Here is a 14,144-nt window from a genome sequence, read left to right on the forward strand (position 1 = left end):
AACCTTTTGATAAAAATAAAGTTTCCGAAGCAAATTATGAAATAGAATCATCAACGCTCATTCTTTATGAAACTTTGCCTATCAATTGTTAAAGTATGTTTTTATCTCTCAGCTATATTTATTCTTAATACATCCCATGCACAAGATAAATCCAATGAAATTGACCAATATATTGAGAAATATGTAAATAATGATTTGTTCAATGGTAGTGTATTAGTAGTGCAAAATGATAAAACTGTCTTTCAGAAATCTTATGGCTTTGCCAATAAAGAGTGGGGTATCGCCAACAATGCTGATACAAAATTCCGGATTGGCTCCATTACCAAGCAATTTACAGCTATGCTCATTATGCAATTGGAGCAGGAGGGAAAATTAAGCCTTCAGGAGAAAATCACTACTTATCTTCCCTGGTATCCTAAAGAAAACGGGGATAAAATAACAATTCATCATTTATTGACACATGAATCTGGTTTACCTAATTACACCGAAAGCGCTGATGCAATGAATGATATTAATACGCATGATTATTCGCCGGAAGAAATTGCTAAAAAATACTGCATTGGGCACCTAAGATTTGAACCTGGAACCAAGTTTGAATATTGTAATACAGGTTACTTCTTGTTGGGATTAATCATAGAAACCTTAACCAAAAAGCCCTATGCAGAAGTAATACAGGAGAAAATACTGAATCCGGCAGGAATGAAAAATACGGGTATGGACAATCCAAAACAATTAGTACTTAATCGTGCTTCGGGATATGCTTATGGTTTTGATGGGTATACGAATGCTGACTATATTAATCCTGCAACAGCAACTTATGCGGCAGGAGGTTTATATGCTACGCCACAAGACTTATATTTATGGCAAAAGGCTTTGTATGGTGATAAATTACTTGCAAAAGAAAATCGGGAATTGATGTTTACACCTAATCTGGGTAATTATGGCTATGGGCTTTATATCGTAAAAACCAAAGCAGATACTATTATTGGTCATAATGGCGGGCTTCAGGGCTTTTCATCAAGCATGTTGCACTTTTCTAAAGATAAAATTACAGTAATCATCTTTGATAATACCCGAGTGGATAAGCGAGGGAATCTGGAAAATATTACTGCAGGTATAGTAAATATTTTACAAAACAAGCAGCCCGCACCATTCATAAAGTCGATGCAGATAGCCATGATTAAGCAGATAGAAAAGAGTAGCGGAGAAGGATTAGTAGCCCTTTATAAACAGCTAAAAGTTGAAAAAGCCTCCTACGAGTTTTCAAGACCAGAGTCTTTTCTGAATAACCTGGGCTATCACCTACTGCAACACAATCGGTTGAAAGATGCAGTAGCTTTTCTGAAATTTACCACAGAAGAATATCCTGAATCTGCCAATGCTTTTGATAGCTACGCAGAAGCTCTGGTGAAATATGGACAAAAAGAAACGGCTATACAAATGTACAGACGTTCCCTTGAGTTAAATCCAAAGAATAGTAATGCTGAAGCTCAACTCAAACTCCTTGAACAACAGACGAAATAGCTATTATTTTATTGTTTCTTAGGTGCAGGCTTCTTGGCTGCTGGTGTAGGCTTATTAGTTGTTGAGGCTGCAGGAGCAGCTACCTGTTTTGGCGGAGGTGTGCTACCAAGTTTTATCAGAATAGCATCAGAAAGATTGTCTCTGTCATTATCATTGGCGTATAACAATACAGGCGTTGATTCTCTATTGTTTGGATCTGCATTTCTTCTGAAAACAAATTTATAACCCTTTTCAGCAGCGACTTTTTTAATAGCATCTTCCATTTTATCTCGAATAGCTTTGTATTTCGTTTGGATAAGCGTCTCCAATGCTGCTTCAGCAGTCCTTTGGTATTCTTCTGTCGCTTTTTTCAGGTCTTGCACTTCTTTTAGTGAAGCATTTAATGATTCAGTAGTAAGGCCTGTTATATCTTTCAATGACTGTTGATAAGCAGCGAATTTTTCCTGATAAGCCAGGTTTCGTGTTTGCAATTCTTTCGCAAATTCTTCTCTTTTACTGCCTACTTCATTCTGTAAATCCTTTACTTCTTTCAGATTTATCGTAACGTAATCATCATACACATAACCGATTTTTGGGAGCTGAGCAAATGAGACCTGACTAATTAACGCTGCAACAAGAACAAAAAATATCTTTTTCATTGGGAGGGTTTAAGTAATTTTTTATCAAAATTAACTAATAAATCTGATGAAAAAAAGAACACGCCACATAAGGCTTATGCGACGTGTCTAATAAATAAGAAAACTATTATAATGCTTAAATGCGTTTCAAAATCTCTTCGCCAATGGCATCTGTACCTAAAATCATGTCTTTAGGTGTAGAAGCATCTGCAATATCTCCGGTACGAAAACCTGCCTTCAATGTTTGTTCAACTGCTGAAATGATGGCTTCGCTTTCTGCTTTCAAGCCAAATGAAATATCTAACATTAAGGCGGCTGACAGAATCGATGCCATTGGGTTAGCTAAACCCTTGCCGGTAATATCATGCGCAGAACCATGGATTGGCTCATAAACGCCCGTGCTATCACCAACTGATGCCGAAGCTAACATACCCATTGAACCGGCAATCTGAGAAGCTTCGTCAGTAAGGATATCACCAAAAAGGTTAGCTGTAACCACTACATCGAATTGCTTTGGATTTTTGATTAGTAACATCGCTGCAGAATCAACAAATTGATGCTCTACTGTTACTTCCGGATATTCTTTTGCTACTTTTTGTACGGTCTCTCTCCACAAACGGCTGGTCTCCAATACGTTTGCTTTATCTACCGACATTACTTTTTTACCACGTGTCATAGCAGCATCAAAAGCTTTGCGGGCGATGCGCTCTACTTCATAACGACTGTATTCAGCAATATCATAAGCAGTGTCGCCATCGTTTTTGCGACCTTTTTCTCCGAAATAAATATCTCCTGTTAGTTCACGGAAAAATAGGATATCAGAACCTTTCAGGATTTCAGGTTTGATGCTTGACGCGCCTAATAGTTCATCAAATAATTTGATAGGGCGTAGGTTGGCATACAATCCTAATTCTTTACGCATTTTTAACAAACCTTGCTCCGGACGAACTTTGGCAGTTGGGTCATTGTCGTATTTCGGATGACCAACAGCGCCGAAAAGCACGGCGTCAGAAGCACGCATTTTTTCTAATGTCTCTGCTGGTAGTGGGTCTCCGGTTGCTTCAATAGCTACGTGGCCTATCAGGGCCTCGTCATACGTAAATTCATGACCGAATTTCGCTGCAATTTTTTCTACTACTTTTTTTCCAACGGCTGTTACTTCCTGCCCGATACCGTCTCCGGGAACAACTAAGATATGTTTTTTCATTTATTTTGGTTATTGAATTTAACCACGGAGTGACACCGAGTTTTGCACGGAGTTTCACGGGGTTTATAATGCGAATCTTTTTATACCTTCTTTTAAACTTACTACATTAAAATTCATTAGATAGCCTAACTTATATTTACCTAATCTCATGTAGGTTAATACCTGAGCACGATGAACATCATTAATGGCTTCTACTGATTTAATTTCTAATACAATTTGATTTTCAACTAAAATATCAATTCTATACCCACAATCCAATTTAACTTCTTCAAATATTAATGGCATTGGCTTCTCTTTCTCAGCGTTGATACCAGCCTTGAATAATTTATAGAATAAACATTCTTTATAAGCACTCTCCAAAAGTCCCGGCCCTAAAGCAGTATGAACTTCATACGCAGCTTTCAATACATTACCTGTTAAGTTGTTTAACTCCGTGTAACTCAGTGCCATACTTAGTGAAACTCCGTGGTTAAAAAAGGTGACTAAAATTGAATCAAATTAAGCATTTTTTGGGTGGCTTTGATGGCTGATACAGTCTGGTCAGAATCAAGGCCGTGAGTTTTGAATTCTTTATTATTCAATTCCCAGGTAATGATAGTCTCACAAAGCGCATCTGTTTTACCCCCAGGCGGAATCCGTACGGCATAGTCAGTCAGCATTGGGAGAAGTATCTTCTTTGTATCATAAATCTTCTTCAAGGCATTCATAAACGCATCGTACTGTCCATCACCCTGTGCACTTTCTTCATAAGTATGTCCATCAATTTTAACCAATAAAGTGGCTGACGGGCGAAGATTTTTTGAATGAGTTAACACATAATTGAGCACTACCACTTTTTCTTCAATAGCACTCGTATCAATTACATCGGAAATAATATAGGGTAAGTCTTCTCTGGTAACCACCTCTTTTTTATCCCCTAATTCAATGATACGTTGGGTAACTTTCTTTAAGTCCTCCTGAGAGAGTTTAATCCCTAATTCTTGCAGGTTTTTCTCTATATTAGCCTTACCCGAAGTTTTACCTAAAGCATACTTACGCGTACGCCCGAAGCGTTCAGGCATCAGGTCATTGAAGTAGAGGTTATTTTTATTGTCTCCATCAGCATGGATACCTGCCGTTTGGGTGAATACGTTCTCCCCTACTACAGGCTTATTAACAGGCACACGGAAACCCGAAAACGTTTCAACCAATCTGCTTACCGAATACAGAGAATTTTCAACAACAGAAGTTTTTACTTCAGGGAAGAAATCATTTAATACCGCAATAACACTCGCTAAAGGAGCATTTCCGGCTCTTTCACCCATCCCATTAACTGTTAGGTGTAAGCCTTGAGCTCCGGCACGAATGGCTTCCATCACATTGGCTACGCCTAAATCGTAGTCATTATGGGCATGAAAATCAAAATGTGTGTCCGGATAACGCTGAATGATGGCATGTACAAATTCGAAAGATTCTGCAGGAGTCAATACCCCCAGTGTATCAGGTAAAAGTACTCGTTCAATCGGCTGTTTTGTGAGAAAGTCCAGATATTGGAAGACGTATTCGCGAGAATTTCTCATGCCGTTGCTCCAATCTTCCAGATATACATTACACTTGATATCTTCTGATTGTGCTAAGGCAATTACCTGTACTATTTCATCAAAATGCTGTTCAGGCGTTTTCTTCAGCTGATGGGTCAAATGGTTCAATGAGCCTTTAGTAAGCAGGTTCATGACTTTCGCCCCTGCCTCTAGCATCCATTTGACAGAAGTATCTCCATCAACAAAGGTTAACACCTCTATTTTATCTAACAATCCGTTTTCCGCTGCCCATGAAGTAATTTTTTTCACCGCCTGAAACTCACCGTCAGATACCCTTGCAGAAGCTACCTCCAGGCGGTCAACTTTTACTTCTGTTAGCAGTATCTGTGCAATGGCCAGTTTCTCGGTAGAAGAAAAAGACACTCCGCTGGTCTGTTCGCCATCGCGGAGTGTTGTATCCATTATTTCTATATATTTCATTTTGCTGTTGCTTAAAGCAGTGGTTTTGTTGTCTCCTTTATCGATACTGATTAATAGAGACTTGCCTCAGCAAATGTTTTTATCTCGCTTTTCATAGCTTGCAGATAATCAATATCATCGTAGCCATTAATCATATTATGTTTTTTATAACCATTGATAGCAAAACTTTCCTGTTCGCCTGTCGATACAATAGTGATCGTCTGTTCAGGTAAGTTTACTTCTAATTCTGCTTTAGGGTCGGCTTCGATAGCTTTGAAGATTTTGTCCAGAAATTCAGGACTAACCTGTACAGGTAATAGACCAATGTTGATAGAGTTTCCTTTGAAAATATCAGCAAAGAAGCTAGATACCACACAACGGAAACCGTAATCGTAGATAGCCCAGGCAGCGTGCTCACGGCTTGAACCACTGCCGAAGTTACGGCCACCAACTAAGATTTTACCTGAATAAATCGGGTTATTCAATACGAAATCCTGTTTTGGGGTATCATCGCCATTATAGCGCCAATCTCTGAATAAGTTATCGCCGAAGCCTTCACGTTTGGTTGCTTTCAAGAAACGCGCAGGGATAATCTGGTCAGTATCTACGTTTTCGATAGGCATAGGTACTGCGGTGCTTTTAAGCACTGTAAATTTATCGTAAGCCATTTGTCGTAATATTTTTTATGCCAGATATATATAAGCATTTTTATATATCTGACAATCGGTGTTTAGTGTATTAGATTAATTCTCTTGGGTCAGTTACTTTACCAGTAACAGCAGCAGCGGCAGCTACTAATGGACTAGCCAATAGTGTACGTGCACCCGGTCCCTGGCGACCTTCGAAGTTACGGTTGGAGGTAGAAACCGCATATTTACCTGCAGGAATCTTGTCGTCGTTCATGGCCAAACAAGCTGAACAACCTGGTTGACGCAATTCGAACCCGGCTTCATTCAGAATATCCAGAATACCTTCTTCTTTGATTTGAGATTCAACGATATGAGAACCCGGTACTAACCAAGCCGTTACGTTGTCTGCTTTCTTCCGTCCTTTTACGATAGAAGCAAAAGCACGGAAGTCTTCGATACGACCATTGGTGCAACTTCCTAAGAAAACGTAGTCGATTGATTTACCAACTATCTGCTCGTTTTCCGCAAAGCCCATATAGCCCAACGATTTTTTGTAGCTGGCTTCACCGTCTTTTACCTGATTGGCTAATGGAATATTTTGCGAGATACCTGTACCTAAACCCGGGTTTGTACCATAGGTAATTTGCGGTTCAATATCAGCAGCATCGAAATTATATTCTATATCAAAGGTTGCTCCTTCTTCGGTTGGTAGGGTTTTCCAGTAAGCTACTGCTTTATCCCATGCTTCACCTTTTGGTGCTAATTCTCTACCTTTTAAATAAGCAAAAGTAGTTTCATCTGGAGCAATCATGCCACCTCTGGCACCCATTTCGATAGACATATTACAAACCGTCATACGGCCTTCCATCGACATATTTCTGAACACATCTCCGGCATATTCTACAAAGTATCCTGTGGCACCTGCGGCAGATAATTGTGAGATAATATATAAGGTTACGTCTTTAGGCATCACTGCCGCACCTAATTTGCCATTGATGGTCACACGCATTTTCTTAGGTTTAGGCTGCATGATACATTGCGATGAAAGTACCATCTCCACCTCTGATGTACCGATACCAAAGGCAATGGCACCAAAAGCACCATGTGTAGAAGTATGAGAGTCACCACATACAATCGTCATACCCGGTTGAGTAATACCATTTTCTGGCCCTACTACGTGTACGATACCATTTTTTGCATGTCCTAAGCCCCAGTGAGAAATACCGTATTTAGCAGTATTTGTCTCTAATGCTTTCAATTGGTTAGCTGAAAGCGGGTCTGCCACCGGAAGGTGTTGGTTGATTGTTGGCGTATTGTGGTCGGCAGTAGCAAATGTACGTTCAGGGAACAATACATCGATTCCTCTGGTTTCGAGGCCAAGGAATGCTACCGGACTGGTTACTTCATGAATAAAGTGACGGTCGATGAAGAATACATCCGGACCATCTTCGATTTTACGCACAACGTGAGCGTCCCATACTTTGTCGAATAGTGATTTTGGTGTTGACATTTTATATTTAAGCGTTTTTTTCTGTTAGTGTATAGGCCAATTCCCTTTGCAGAAATTGAACAATACAAAATTGCGTAGAATATCTCAATAAGGATTAACGAAATACGCCCAAAAAATAGTGTTTTTAGCTCAATGGTTTTTCTTGGGCGTAAAACCGTATTTTTCTTTAAATGCTTTGATGAAGTGCGAAACGCTCTCATACCCTATTTCAAGGCTGATTTCAGAAACGTTTTTGGAAGTGTTTTGTAGAAGAAAGGAAGCATACTCCAGCCGTTTGTTCTTTATCCAGGCGGCCGGAGAGGTATGAAATTGTTGCTCGAAATCCCGTTTGAAGACAGAAAGACTTCTGCCTGAGATACGGGCTAATTCGTCAATGGATAATGGTTTCAGGTAATAGGTTTCCAGTAGGTATCCTAAATCTATTTTTTGTCCCTGATAGATTTTGAAAAGTGTTCTTTTGAATTGATTGCTCCGGTCAAGTTCAAGCAAATGCAGCATCAATTCTGTGAATTTCAGTTTTAGAAACTGATTCATCAGATTAGTTCTGGCACTAAAGAAAGGAATCAATGAATCGACGAACTTATCAAAGTTTTCAGTGCTTTCTAAACTTAATATCTGTTCAAAAGGTCCTTCGGTTGAATCTTCAAATAAAGAAAGGTTTTGCGCAACAAATTCTTTTAAAAGGTTTTCAGGAAAGAAAAAAACAAGGCTTCGGTAGTTGCTGTCAATCGATTCATTCATCGAATAACAACCTCGCTGAAAAAAGAGAATCTGGCCTTTTTGTACGTGAATATCCTGGGTTGGAGAGATAAATTTCTTTTCGCCTTCTAATACATAAATAATGGCATGCTCTTCAAAAAAAATTTCGTTGCGGGATGGATAGACATTGTTCCGATAGGCTACGAATGTCATATCCTGAATCTTTAATGATTCAAATTCATTGGCACTTATAGAAGAGGGGACCCGAAGCATGATATTATTTACGTTTTTCGGCTCTCATTTTCGTCAAGGCTTTATTAGAGAATACGAATTCTTCTAATTCAGGTATAGTGGTATCAAGTATGGTCTGGCTGTTACCCTCCCATAGTTTTTTTCCTTTATACAGAAACATAATATAATCACCGATAGAAAGTACAGAGTTCATATCGTGGGTGATAATTACGGTAGTAGTTTTATATTCTTCTGTAATTTCCTTAATTAATTCATCAATTTTGATAGAGGTCAATGGGTCAAGACCCGAGTTTGGTTCATCACAAAACAAATATTTAGGATTCATCACGATAGCTCGTGCAATACCTACGCGTTTTTTCATCCCACCAGATATTTCAGAGGGCATCCGGTTGCCTGTTCCCTCTAATCCTACCCGTTGCAAACAAAACTCTACACGGTCTCTTTTTTCGGCTTCCGGCATTTCGGTAAGCATATCCAAAGGGAATTGCACATTGTTATGAACAGTCTGCGAATCAAACAAGGCGCCTCCCTGAAAAAGCACACCCATTTCCCGACGGATATTTTTCTTGTCTTCTTCTTCGCCTATATAGAAATCCCGGCCATCGTAAAGCGTAGCACCCTTTTCAGGTCGTACCAAATCAAGCATACATTTCAACAATACGCTTTTTCCAGTACCACTTGCGCCAATAACTAAGCTCGTCTGACCTTTTTTAAATGTACCACTAACATTATCTAATACCTGGCGGTCATTGAAAGACTTCGAAATGTGTTTGATTTCTATCATATAATCTCAATCCTGAATTGCAGTATAAATAGGAATGTGCTTCTTTTCCTTTAATCAATTTCTATGTTAATAACTCTGCTAATAAATAATCAGCTATCAAAACCGCAATACAGCTATTAGTTACAGCAGCGGTACTCGCCTGCCCTACTTCTAATGCTCCACCACTAGTATAATAACCTTTAAAAGCAGAGATAGTAGAAATAAGAAAACCGAATACAAAGGCTTTAATAATAGCAATAAAAACGTTGAAAGGAATAAAAGAGTATCGGATGCCGTAGATATAATCTTCCGGGGTGATAATACCTGTTAAAGTACCTGCCAGGTAACCACCCATAATACCTAAGAAACCAGAGAGAATAGCTAATAAAGGAAAAGTAAAAATTGAAGCTAAGAGTTTAGGCAATACCAGATAAGAAGCTGAATTGATACCCATTACTTCTAAAGCATCAATTTGTTCAGTAATTTTCATGGTTCCCAACTCACCAGCGATATTAGAACCTACTTTTCCGGCCAATACCACACACATAAATGTGGAAGAAAGCTCAAGGAGGGTCATATCCCGCACAATATTACTCACGATGTATACAGGTATTAACGGACTCACTAAGTTTGCCCGGGTTTGTACGCAGGTTACCGCACCAATAAAGACTGCTACAATGGCAACGATAAATATAGAACTAATACCAATGTTTAAACACTCGTCTAAAAACCTATTCCAATATACTTTGAACGTCTCTCGTCTGGTAAATAGTTTTCCCAGAAATATTAAATACCTTCCTACAATAGAAAACATAATTTTAAGCTAAGTTTTTAACGATATTTGCAAAGATAAGCAATTGTTTAATAACGCATTTTAGTTATGGTATTTATATTCAAAAACCAATCCAATTGCAAAAAACACTTTAATTAACAGATAATGAGCCACAAACTAATAGTTGTTACTGGAGGTACCAGAGGAATCGGCCGAGCAATCGTTGAAATATTTGCTAAAAACGGATTCGATATAGTAGTATCAGCCCGAAAAAGAAAAGATTTACAGGAATTACAGAGTTTTATTAATACTGAATATAAAGTTAACTGCTTTACTTATGCCGCCAATTTAGCAAAAAAAGAACAAGTAAGGGGTTTAGTAGATTTTATTCAATTACTTAGCCGACCTGTTGATATTTTAGTGAATAATGCTGGCAACTTTATTCCAGGGAATATTTATGAGGAAGAAGATGGAATATTAGAAAATCTTATAGAAACTAATTTGTATAGCGCATACCACCTGACAAGAGGTTTAGTAAAAGGCATGATAGCGCAGAAAAGCGGGCACATTTTTAATATGTGTTCGGTTGCCAGCCTGATGGCATATCCGAATGGTGGGTCTTATAGCATTTCTAAATTTGCTTTATTGGGTTTTAGCAAAGGATTAAGAGAAGAATTGAAGCCTTATAACATAAAGGTCACTTCTATTATGCCTGGAGCCGTATTAACCGATAGCTGGGCAGGTGTAGATATTCCAGCAGAAAGATTTATGAGCGCTGATGATGTAGCAAAAACTATCTGGACTGCCTATAATTTATCTGATAGTGCTGTAATTGAGGAGATTGTGATGCGACCGCAAAAAGGGGATATTTAAAATATTCAAATCTAAAAACGAAGAAAGCCGACTCTCCAAGCCGGCTTTCTTCGTTTTTGCGAAAACACTAAGAAAACAAAGGAATAATTTCGTATATGTGTGCGGATTTAAGTCCGCACTTGTAAGATGACAGTTCCTTTGTTATTTTAGCCACCGAATTCATTCGGTGAAACTCGGGGTATATGCTTCAACTACTCTCTCAAAAAAGGATAATCAGACTGCACATAAATATCATCGAATGCCGTTTCTGCTTTAGGGAATGGAGATTCTTCAGCAAATTTCACTGATTCTTCTACTTTCGCTTTCACACGGTTATCGATTTCTTCTAATTCTGCTTCTGTAGCAATACCATTCTTTAAAATACGATCTTTGACAAGTTCCAATGGGTCCCGGCTTTTCCACTCTTCTACTTCGTCTTTGGTTCGATATTTTTGTGGGTCAGACATTGAGTGACCACGGAAACGGTACGTTTTAAATTCTAAGAAAGTCGGGCCTTCACCAGCTCTAGCACGGTCAGCGGCACGTTTTACAGCTTCGTGTACCATTTCAACATCCATCGCATCAACTGGCTCTGCTGGCATGTCATAAGATTCACCGATAGTATATAATTCTCTTACATTTGATGTACGAGCTACAGATGTACCCATGGCATAACCGTTGTTTTCAACGATGAAAATAACTGGCAATTTCCAGGTCATAGCCATGTTGAAAGCTTCGTGCAATGCACCCTGACGTACCGCACCATCACCAAAATAACACATACAAAGGTTTTGTGTACCTTTATATTTTTCAGCGAAAGCGATACCTGCACCTAAAGGAATCTGTGCACCTACGATACCATGACCACCGATAAAGTTTACCTCTTTATCAAAAATGTGCATCGAACCGCCTTTACCTTTAGTTGTACCTGTTTCTTTACCATATAGTTCGGCCATTATTTTATTAGGGTCTGTGCCTAATGCTAGTGGGTGACCATGGTCTCTATAGGCTGTAATCCACTTATCGTCTTTAGTTAAGGCTGAAACCGCTCCTGAAGAACAAGCTTCCTGCCCGATATATAAGTGACAAAATCCACGAATCTTTTGCTGTCCATACAACTGTCCGGCTTTTTCTTCAAATTTTCTTTGAAGATACATAGACTCGTACCAATACATATATGTTTCCTTGCTGTATTTTACCTTTGGTGCTTTTTCTTTCGTAGCTGCCATCTGAATCTATTTTGCTTAAAATTTATAAATGCATTTTTGCTTAGAGGGTAGCAAATTTAGGAATTAAATCATTATGGAAGAAAAATATTGAGATATTCTATTGATTTATGTAGGCAATTAAGCGGAATTATTACATTAATTTTTTCTAAATATATTGGTCAGATGAAATATGCTCGTCTTAATTAATATATTATCCCTACGGGATATTAAGAAAAGGTGGCGATTTTTTATCTACTGATATACCGTCCCTACGGGACTGATACCTTGAAAATTCATTATTCAATATCCCGTAGGGATGTGATATCGGTAGATAAATCAAAGAAAAAAACTTCTAAGTCCCGTAGGGACGATATATTAAAATCTTCCAATCTTCTATTTATTGAATGAAATATGAATAACCGAAACCCACAAAAAAAGCCTCTGAACAAATCCAGAGGCCTCTCACATCAGTATTAAGAGATAACTATACTTTAATCTCTACGTCAACACCACTTGGTAATTCCAATTTCATCAACGCGTCAACAGTTTTCGGACTAGCCGAGTAAATGTCGATCAGACGTTTGTAAGTACATAACTGGAACTGCTCACGTGATTTTTTATTAACGTGCGGAGAACGTAATACAGTGAAGATTTCTTTGCGAGTAGGCAACGGAATTGGTCCGCTTACAACGGCTCCGGTAGATTTTACAGCCTTCACGATTCTCTCAGCCGATTTGTCCACTAGGTTGTGGTCAAATGACTTTAATTTGATTCTGATTTTTTGTGACATTGGTTCAAAATTTTTTAGATGAACCCCTCCGAAAGAACCATTTGCTTCAGAAAAGGGGCAAAAAAATGCGTCGATTTTTTCAACGCGGGTGCAAAGGTACGGAAAAGTTTTAGAAAAAGAAGAATGGAGAACGGAAAAAGTGAAATAAAAAGCTGAAAAATAAGCAGTTACACTTTATGAGTTTATAGTCTTATGTTCAGGCGTAATAGTAAAATACTTGACCTCTGCTGTCACCTCCTCCAGAATCTTCTGCGTCCGTTCAGGGCGGGCATCAGTAATAAACACTTGTCCGAAAGTATGATTATTGATACTTTCAACCAGACTATGTATTCTTCTGTCATCCAGTTTATCGAAAATATCATCTAGTAGCAGAATCGGCTTTGTTTCTCGTAGGGTTTCAATCATTTCAAACTGTGCCAGACGAAGCGCCATCACAAATGATTTCTGTTGACCTTGTGAGCCAAATTTTTTGATAGGGTAAGTATCAATCTCAAATATATAATCGTCTTTATGTATCCCTTTCGTCGTGCGTTGAGCCCTTACATCAGTTTGTCTATTTAATCTGAACTCCTGTAGAAATTCCCCACTGGCTACTTCGGATTCATAAATTATTTCAACTTCCTCTCGACCATCGCTGATAATTGCATAATGCTTTTTGAATATCGGCAAAAAAGTATCTACAAAGTTTCTTCTTTGTTTATAGATACGCAAAGCCAACTTCACCAGAGGGTCCGAATACGTATCCAATAAATCCTGGTCGATGAAGTTTCTATCGGCAAATATTTTTAGAAGACTGTTTCTTTGCTCTAAAATGCGGTTGTATTGTTGGTAATCATTCAGATACTCATTATCCATTTGCGAGAGCACTCCATCAAAAAACCGTCGTCTTTCGTCGCTTCCTTCTTTAATCAGTTCTGTATCATCTGGCGCAATTAATACTACCGGAAATTGACCGATATGGTCAGAAATCCGCTCATAGGGTTTCTTTTCGTGCATTAATATTTTACGCTGACCACGCTGAATAGAACAGGTAATCTGATGGGTACGGTTATTTTTTTTGAAAACCCCATCAATCAGCATAAACTCGGCATAGTGATTGATATTGTGGGCATCCTGATGATGGATAGAACTTTTGCTTAAGGCAAGAAAATAGATGGAATCAAGCAGATTAGTTTTCCCACTTCCATTTTCACCAACAATACAGTTTACCTGTGGAGAGAAATTGTAAGAGGCTTCTTCGTAATTTTTAAAGTTAGAGAGATAGATTTTTTCTAAAAACATTCTGCTAGTTTCAATGACCAATATTTAACGCTACATTCAAATAATACGTACTACGAAATTA

The 14,144-nt window shown here is 38.4% G+C and carries 14 protein-coding genes; 2 read left to right on the plus strand and 12 right to left on the minus strand.

Features of this window, described 5'->3' with window-relative positions:
• Nucleotides 1–66: 66 nt before the first annotated feature.
• The gene (locus D0T08_RS13070) at nucleotides 67–1,524 is read left to right on the plus strand and encodes a serine hydrolase domain-containing protein (RefSeq protein WP_116983102.1); all 1,458 of its coding nucleotides are present in this window, start codon (nucleotides 67–69) and stop codon (nucleotides 1,522–1,524) included.
• Between the two features lie 8 nt (nucleotides 1,525–1,532).
• Here the strand turns inward: D0T08_RS13070 and D0T08_RS13075 are convergent, their stop codons facing one another.
• The 9 genes from D0T08_RS13075 to D0T08_RS13115 form a co-directional block, all read right to left on the minus strand.
• A complete protein-coding gene (locus D0T08_RS13075; protein WP_116983103.1) occupies nucleotides 1,533–2,162 on the minus strand; it encodes an OmpH family outer membrane protein in 630 nt (209 codons plus the stop codon).
• 115 nt (nucleotides 2,163–2,277) lie between these two features.
• On the minus strand, nucleotides 2,278–3,348 hold the full coding sequence (gene leuB, locus D0T08_RS13080; RefSeq protein ID WP_116983104.1) for a 3-isopropylmalate dehydrogenase: 1,071 nt from the start codon (nucleotides 3,346–3,348) through the stop codon (nucleotides 2,278–2,280).
• 63 nt (nucleotides 3,349–3,411) lie between these two features.
• On the minus strand, nucleotides 3,412–3,798 hold the full coding sequence (locus D0T08_RS13085) for a GxxExxY protein (RefSeq protein WP_116983105.1): 387 nt from the start codon (nucleotides 3,796–3,798) through the stop codon (nucleotides 3,412–3,414).
• A gap of 32 nt (nucleotides 3,799–3,830) precedes the next feature.
• Entirely contained in the window at nucleotides 3,831–5,348 is a 1,518-nt protein-coding gene (locus D0T08_RS13090; RefSeq protein ID WP_199538157.1) for an alpha-isopropylmalate synthase regulatory domain-containing protein, read from the minus strand.
• Nucleotides 5,349–5,398: 50 nt separating this feature from the next.
• Nucleotides 5,399–5,995 carry a 3-isopropylmalate dehydratase small subunit gene (gene leuD / locus D0T08_RS13095; protein ID WP_116983107.1) on the minus strand — a complete coding sequence of 199 codons (597 nt, stop codon included), beginning with the start codon at nucleotides 5,993–5,995 and terminating at the stop codon, nucleotides 5,399–5,401.
• Between the two features lie 70 nt (nucleotides 5,996–6,065).
• Nucleotides 6,066–7,466, minus strand: coding sequence for a 3-isopropylmalate dehydratase large subunit (gene leuC, locus D0T08_RS13100; protein WP_116983108.1), 1,401 nt, complete (start codon nucleotides 7,464–7,466; stop codon nucleotides 6,066–6,068).
• Between the two features lie 129 nt (nucleotides 7,467–7,595).
• Nucleotides 7,596–8,438: a helix-turn-helix transcriptional regulator gene (locus D0T08_RS13105; protein ID WP_116983109.1), complete on the minus strand. Its 843-nt coding sequence runs from the start codon at nucleotides 8,436–8,438 to the stop codon at nucleotides 7,596–7,598.
• A 4-nt stretch (nucleotides 8,439–8,442) separates the two neighbouring features.
• The gene (locus D0T08_RS13110; RefSeq protein ID WP_116983110.1) at nucleotides 8,443–9,201 is read right to left on the minus strand and encodes an ABC transporter ATP-binding protein; all 759 of its coding nucleotides are present in this window, start codon (nucleotides 9,199–9,201) and stop codon (nucleotides 8,443–8,445) included.
• A 61-nt stretch (nucleotides 9,202–9,262) separates the two neighbouring features.
• The gene (locus tag D0T08_RS13115) at nucleotides 9,263–9,994 is read right to left on the minus strand and encodes an ABC transporter permease (RefSeq protein ID WP_116983111.1); all 732 of its coding nucleotides are present in this window, start codon (nucleotides 9,992–9,994) and stop codon (nucleotides 9,263–9,265) included.
• A 123-nt stretch (nucleotides 9,995–10,117) separates the two neighbouring features.
• Here D0T08_RS13115 and D0T08_RS13120 point away from each other — a divergent pair, with 123 nt between their 5' ends.
• Nucleotides 10,118–10,825 carry an SDR family oxidoreductase gene (locus D0T08_RS13120; RefSeq protein WP_116983112.1) on the plus strand — a complete coding sequence of 236 codons (708 nt, stop codon included), beginning with the start codon at nucleotides 10,118–10,120 and terminating at the stop codon, nucleotides 10,823–10,825.
• A 191-nt stretch (nucleotides 10,826–11,016) separates the two neighbouring features.
• On the opposite strand, the gene pdhA is transcribed toward D0T08_RS13120, so the two are convergent.
• From pdhA to recF, 3 genes are all read right to left on the minus strand, one after another.
• Nucleotides 11,017–12,033: a pyruvate dehydrogenase (acetyl-transferring) E1 component subunit alpha gene (gene pdhA / locus D0T08_RS13125; RefSeq protein ID WP_116983113.1), complete on the minus strand. Its 1,017-nt coding sequence runs from the start codon at nucleotides 12,031–12,033 to the stop codon at nucleotides 11,017–11,019.
• Between the two features lie 463 nt (nucleotides 12,034–12,496).
• Nucleotides 12,497–12,802, minus strand: coding sequence for a 30S ribosomal protein S10 (gene rpsJ, locus D0T08_RS13130; protein ID WP_101724935.1), 306 nt, complete (start codon nucleotides 12,800–12,802; stop codon nucleotides 12,497–12,499).
• Nucleotides 12,803–12,976: 174 nt separating this feature from the next.
• Complete coding sequence (gene recF / locus D0T08_RS13135; protein ID WP_116983114.1) at nucleotides 12,977–14,083, minus strand: DNA replication/repair protein RecF; 1,107 nt, start codon at nucleotides 14,081–14,083, stop codon at nucleotides 12,977–12,979.
• Nucleotides 14,084–14,144 lie beyond the last annotated feature (61 nt).

This window comes from Emticicia sp. C21, assembly GCF_003418935.1.
Taxonomy (GTDB): domain Bacteria; phylum Bacteroidota; class Bacteroidia; order Cytophagales; family Spirosomataceae; genus Emticicia.

What these genes read in the sequence shown, in the direction of transcription:
- D0T08_RS13070 (WP_116983102.1), top strand. Translation starts at nt 67, where the DNA reads ATGAAACTTTGCCTATCAATTGTTAAAGTATGTTTTTATCTCTCAGCT.
- D0T08_RS13075 (WP_116983103.1), bottom strand. Translation starts at nt 2,162, where the DNA reads ATGAAAAAGATATTTTTTGTTCTTGTTGCAGCGTTAATTAGTCAGGTC.
- leuB (WP_116983104.1), bottom strand. Translation starts at nt 3,348, where the DNA reads ATGAAAAAACATATCTTAGTTGTTCCCGGAGACGGTATCGGGCAGGAA.
- D0T08_RS13085 (WP_116983105.1), bottom strand. Translation starts at nt 3,798, where the DNA reads ATGGCACTGAGTTACACGGAGTTAAACAACTTAACAGGTAATGTATTG.
- D0T08_RS13090 (WP_199538157.1), bottom strand. Translation starts at nt 5,348, where the DNA reads ATGAAATATATAGAAATAATGGATACAACACTCCGCGATGGCGAACAG.
- leuD (WP_116983107.1), bottom strand. Translation starts at nt 5,995, where the DNA reads ATGGCTTACGATAAATTTACAGTGCTTAAAAGCACCGCAGTACCTATG.
- leuC (WP_116983108.1), bottom strand. Translation starts at nt 7,466, where the DNA reads ATGTCAACACCAAAATCACTATTCGACAAAGTATGGGACGCTCACGTT.
- D0T08_RS13105 (WP_116983109.1), bottom strand. Translation starts at nt 8,438, where the DNA reads ATGCTTCGGGTCCCCTCTTCTATAAGTGCCAATGAATTTGAATCATTA.
- D0T08_RS13110 (WP_116983110.1), bottom strand. Translation starts at nt 9,201, where the DNA reads ATGATAGAAATCAAACACATTTCGAAGTCTTTCAATGACCGCCAGGTA.
- D0T08_RS13115 (WP_116983111.1), bottom strand. Translation starts at nt 9,994, where the DNA reads ATGTTTTCTATTGTAGGAAGGTATTTAATATTTCTGGGAAAACTATTT.
- D0T08_RS13120 (WP_116983112.1), top strand. Translation starts at nt 10,118, where the DNA reads ATGAGCCACAAACTAATAGTTGTTACTGGAGGTACCAGAGGAATCGGC.
- pdhA (WP_116983113.1), bottom strand. Translation starts at nt 12,033, where the DNA reads ATGGCAGCTACGAAAGAAAAAGCACCAAAGGTAAAATACAGCAAGGAA.
- rpsJ (WP_101724935.1), bottom strand. Translation starts at nt 12,802, where the DNA reads ATGTCACAAAAAATCAGAATCAAATTAAAGTCATTTGACCACAACCTA.
- recF (WP_116983114.1), bottom strand. Translation starts at nt 14,083, where the DNA reads ATGTTTTTAGAAAAAATCTATCTCTCTAACTTTAAAAATTACGAAGAA.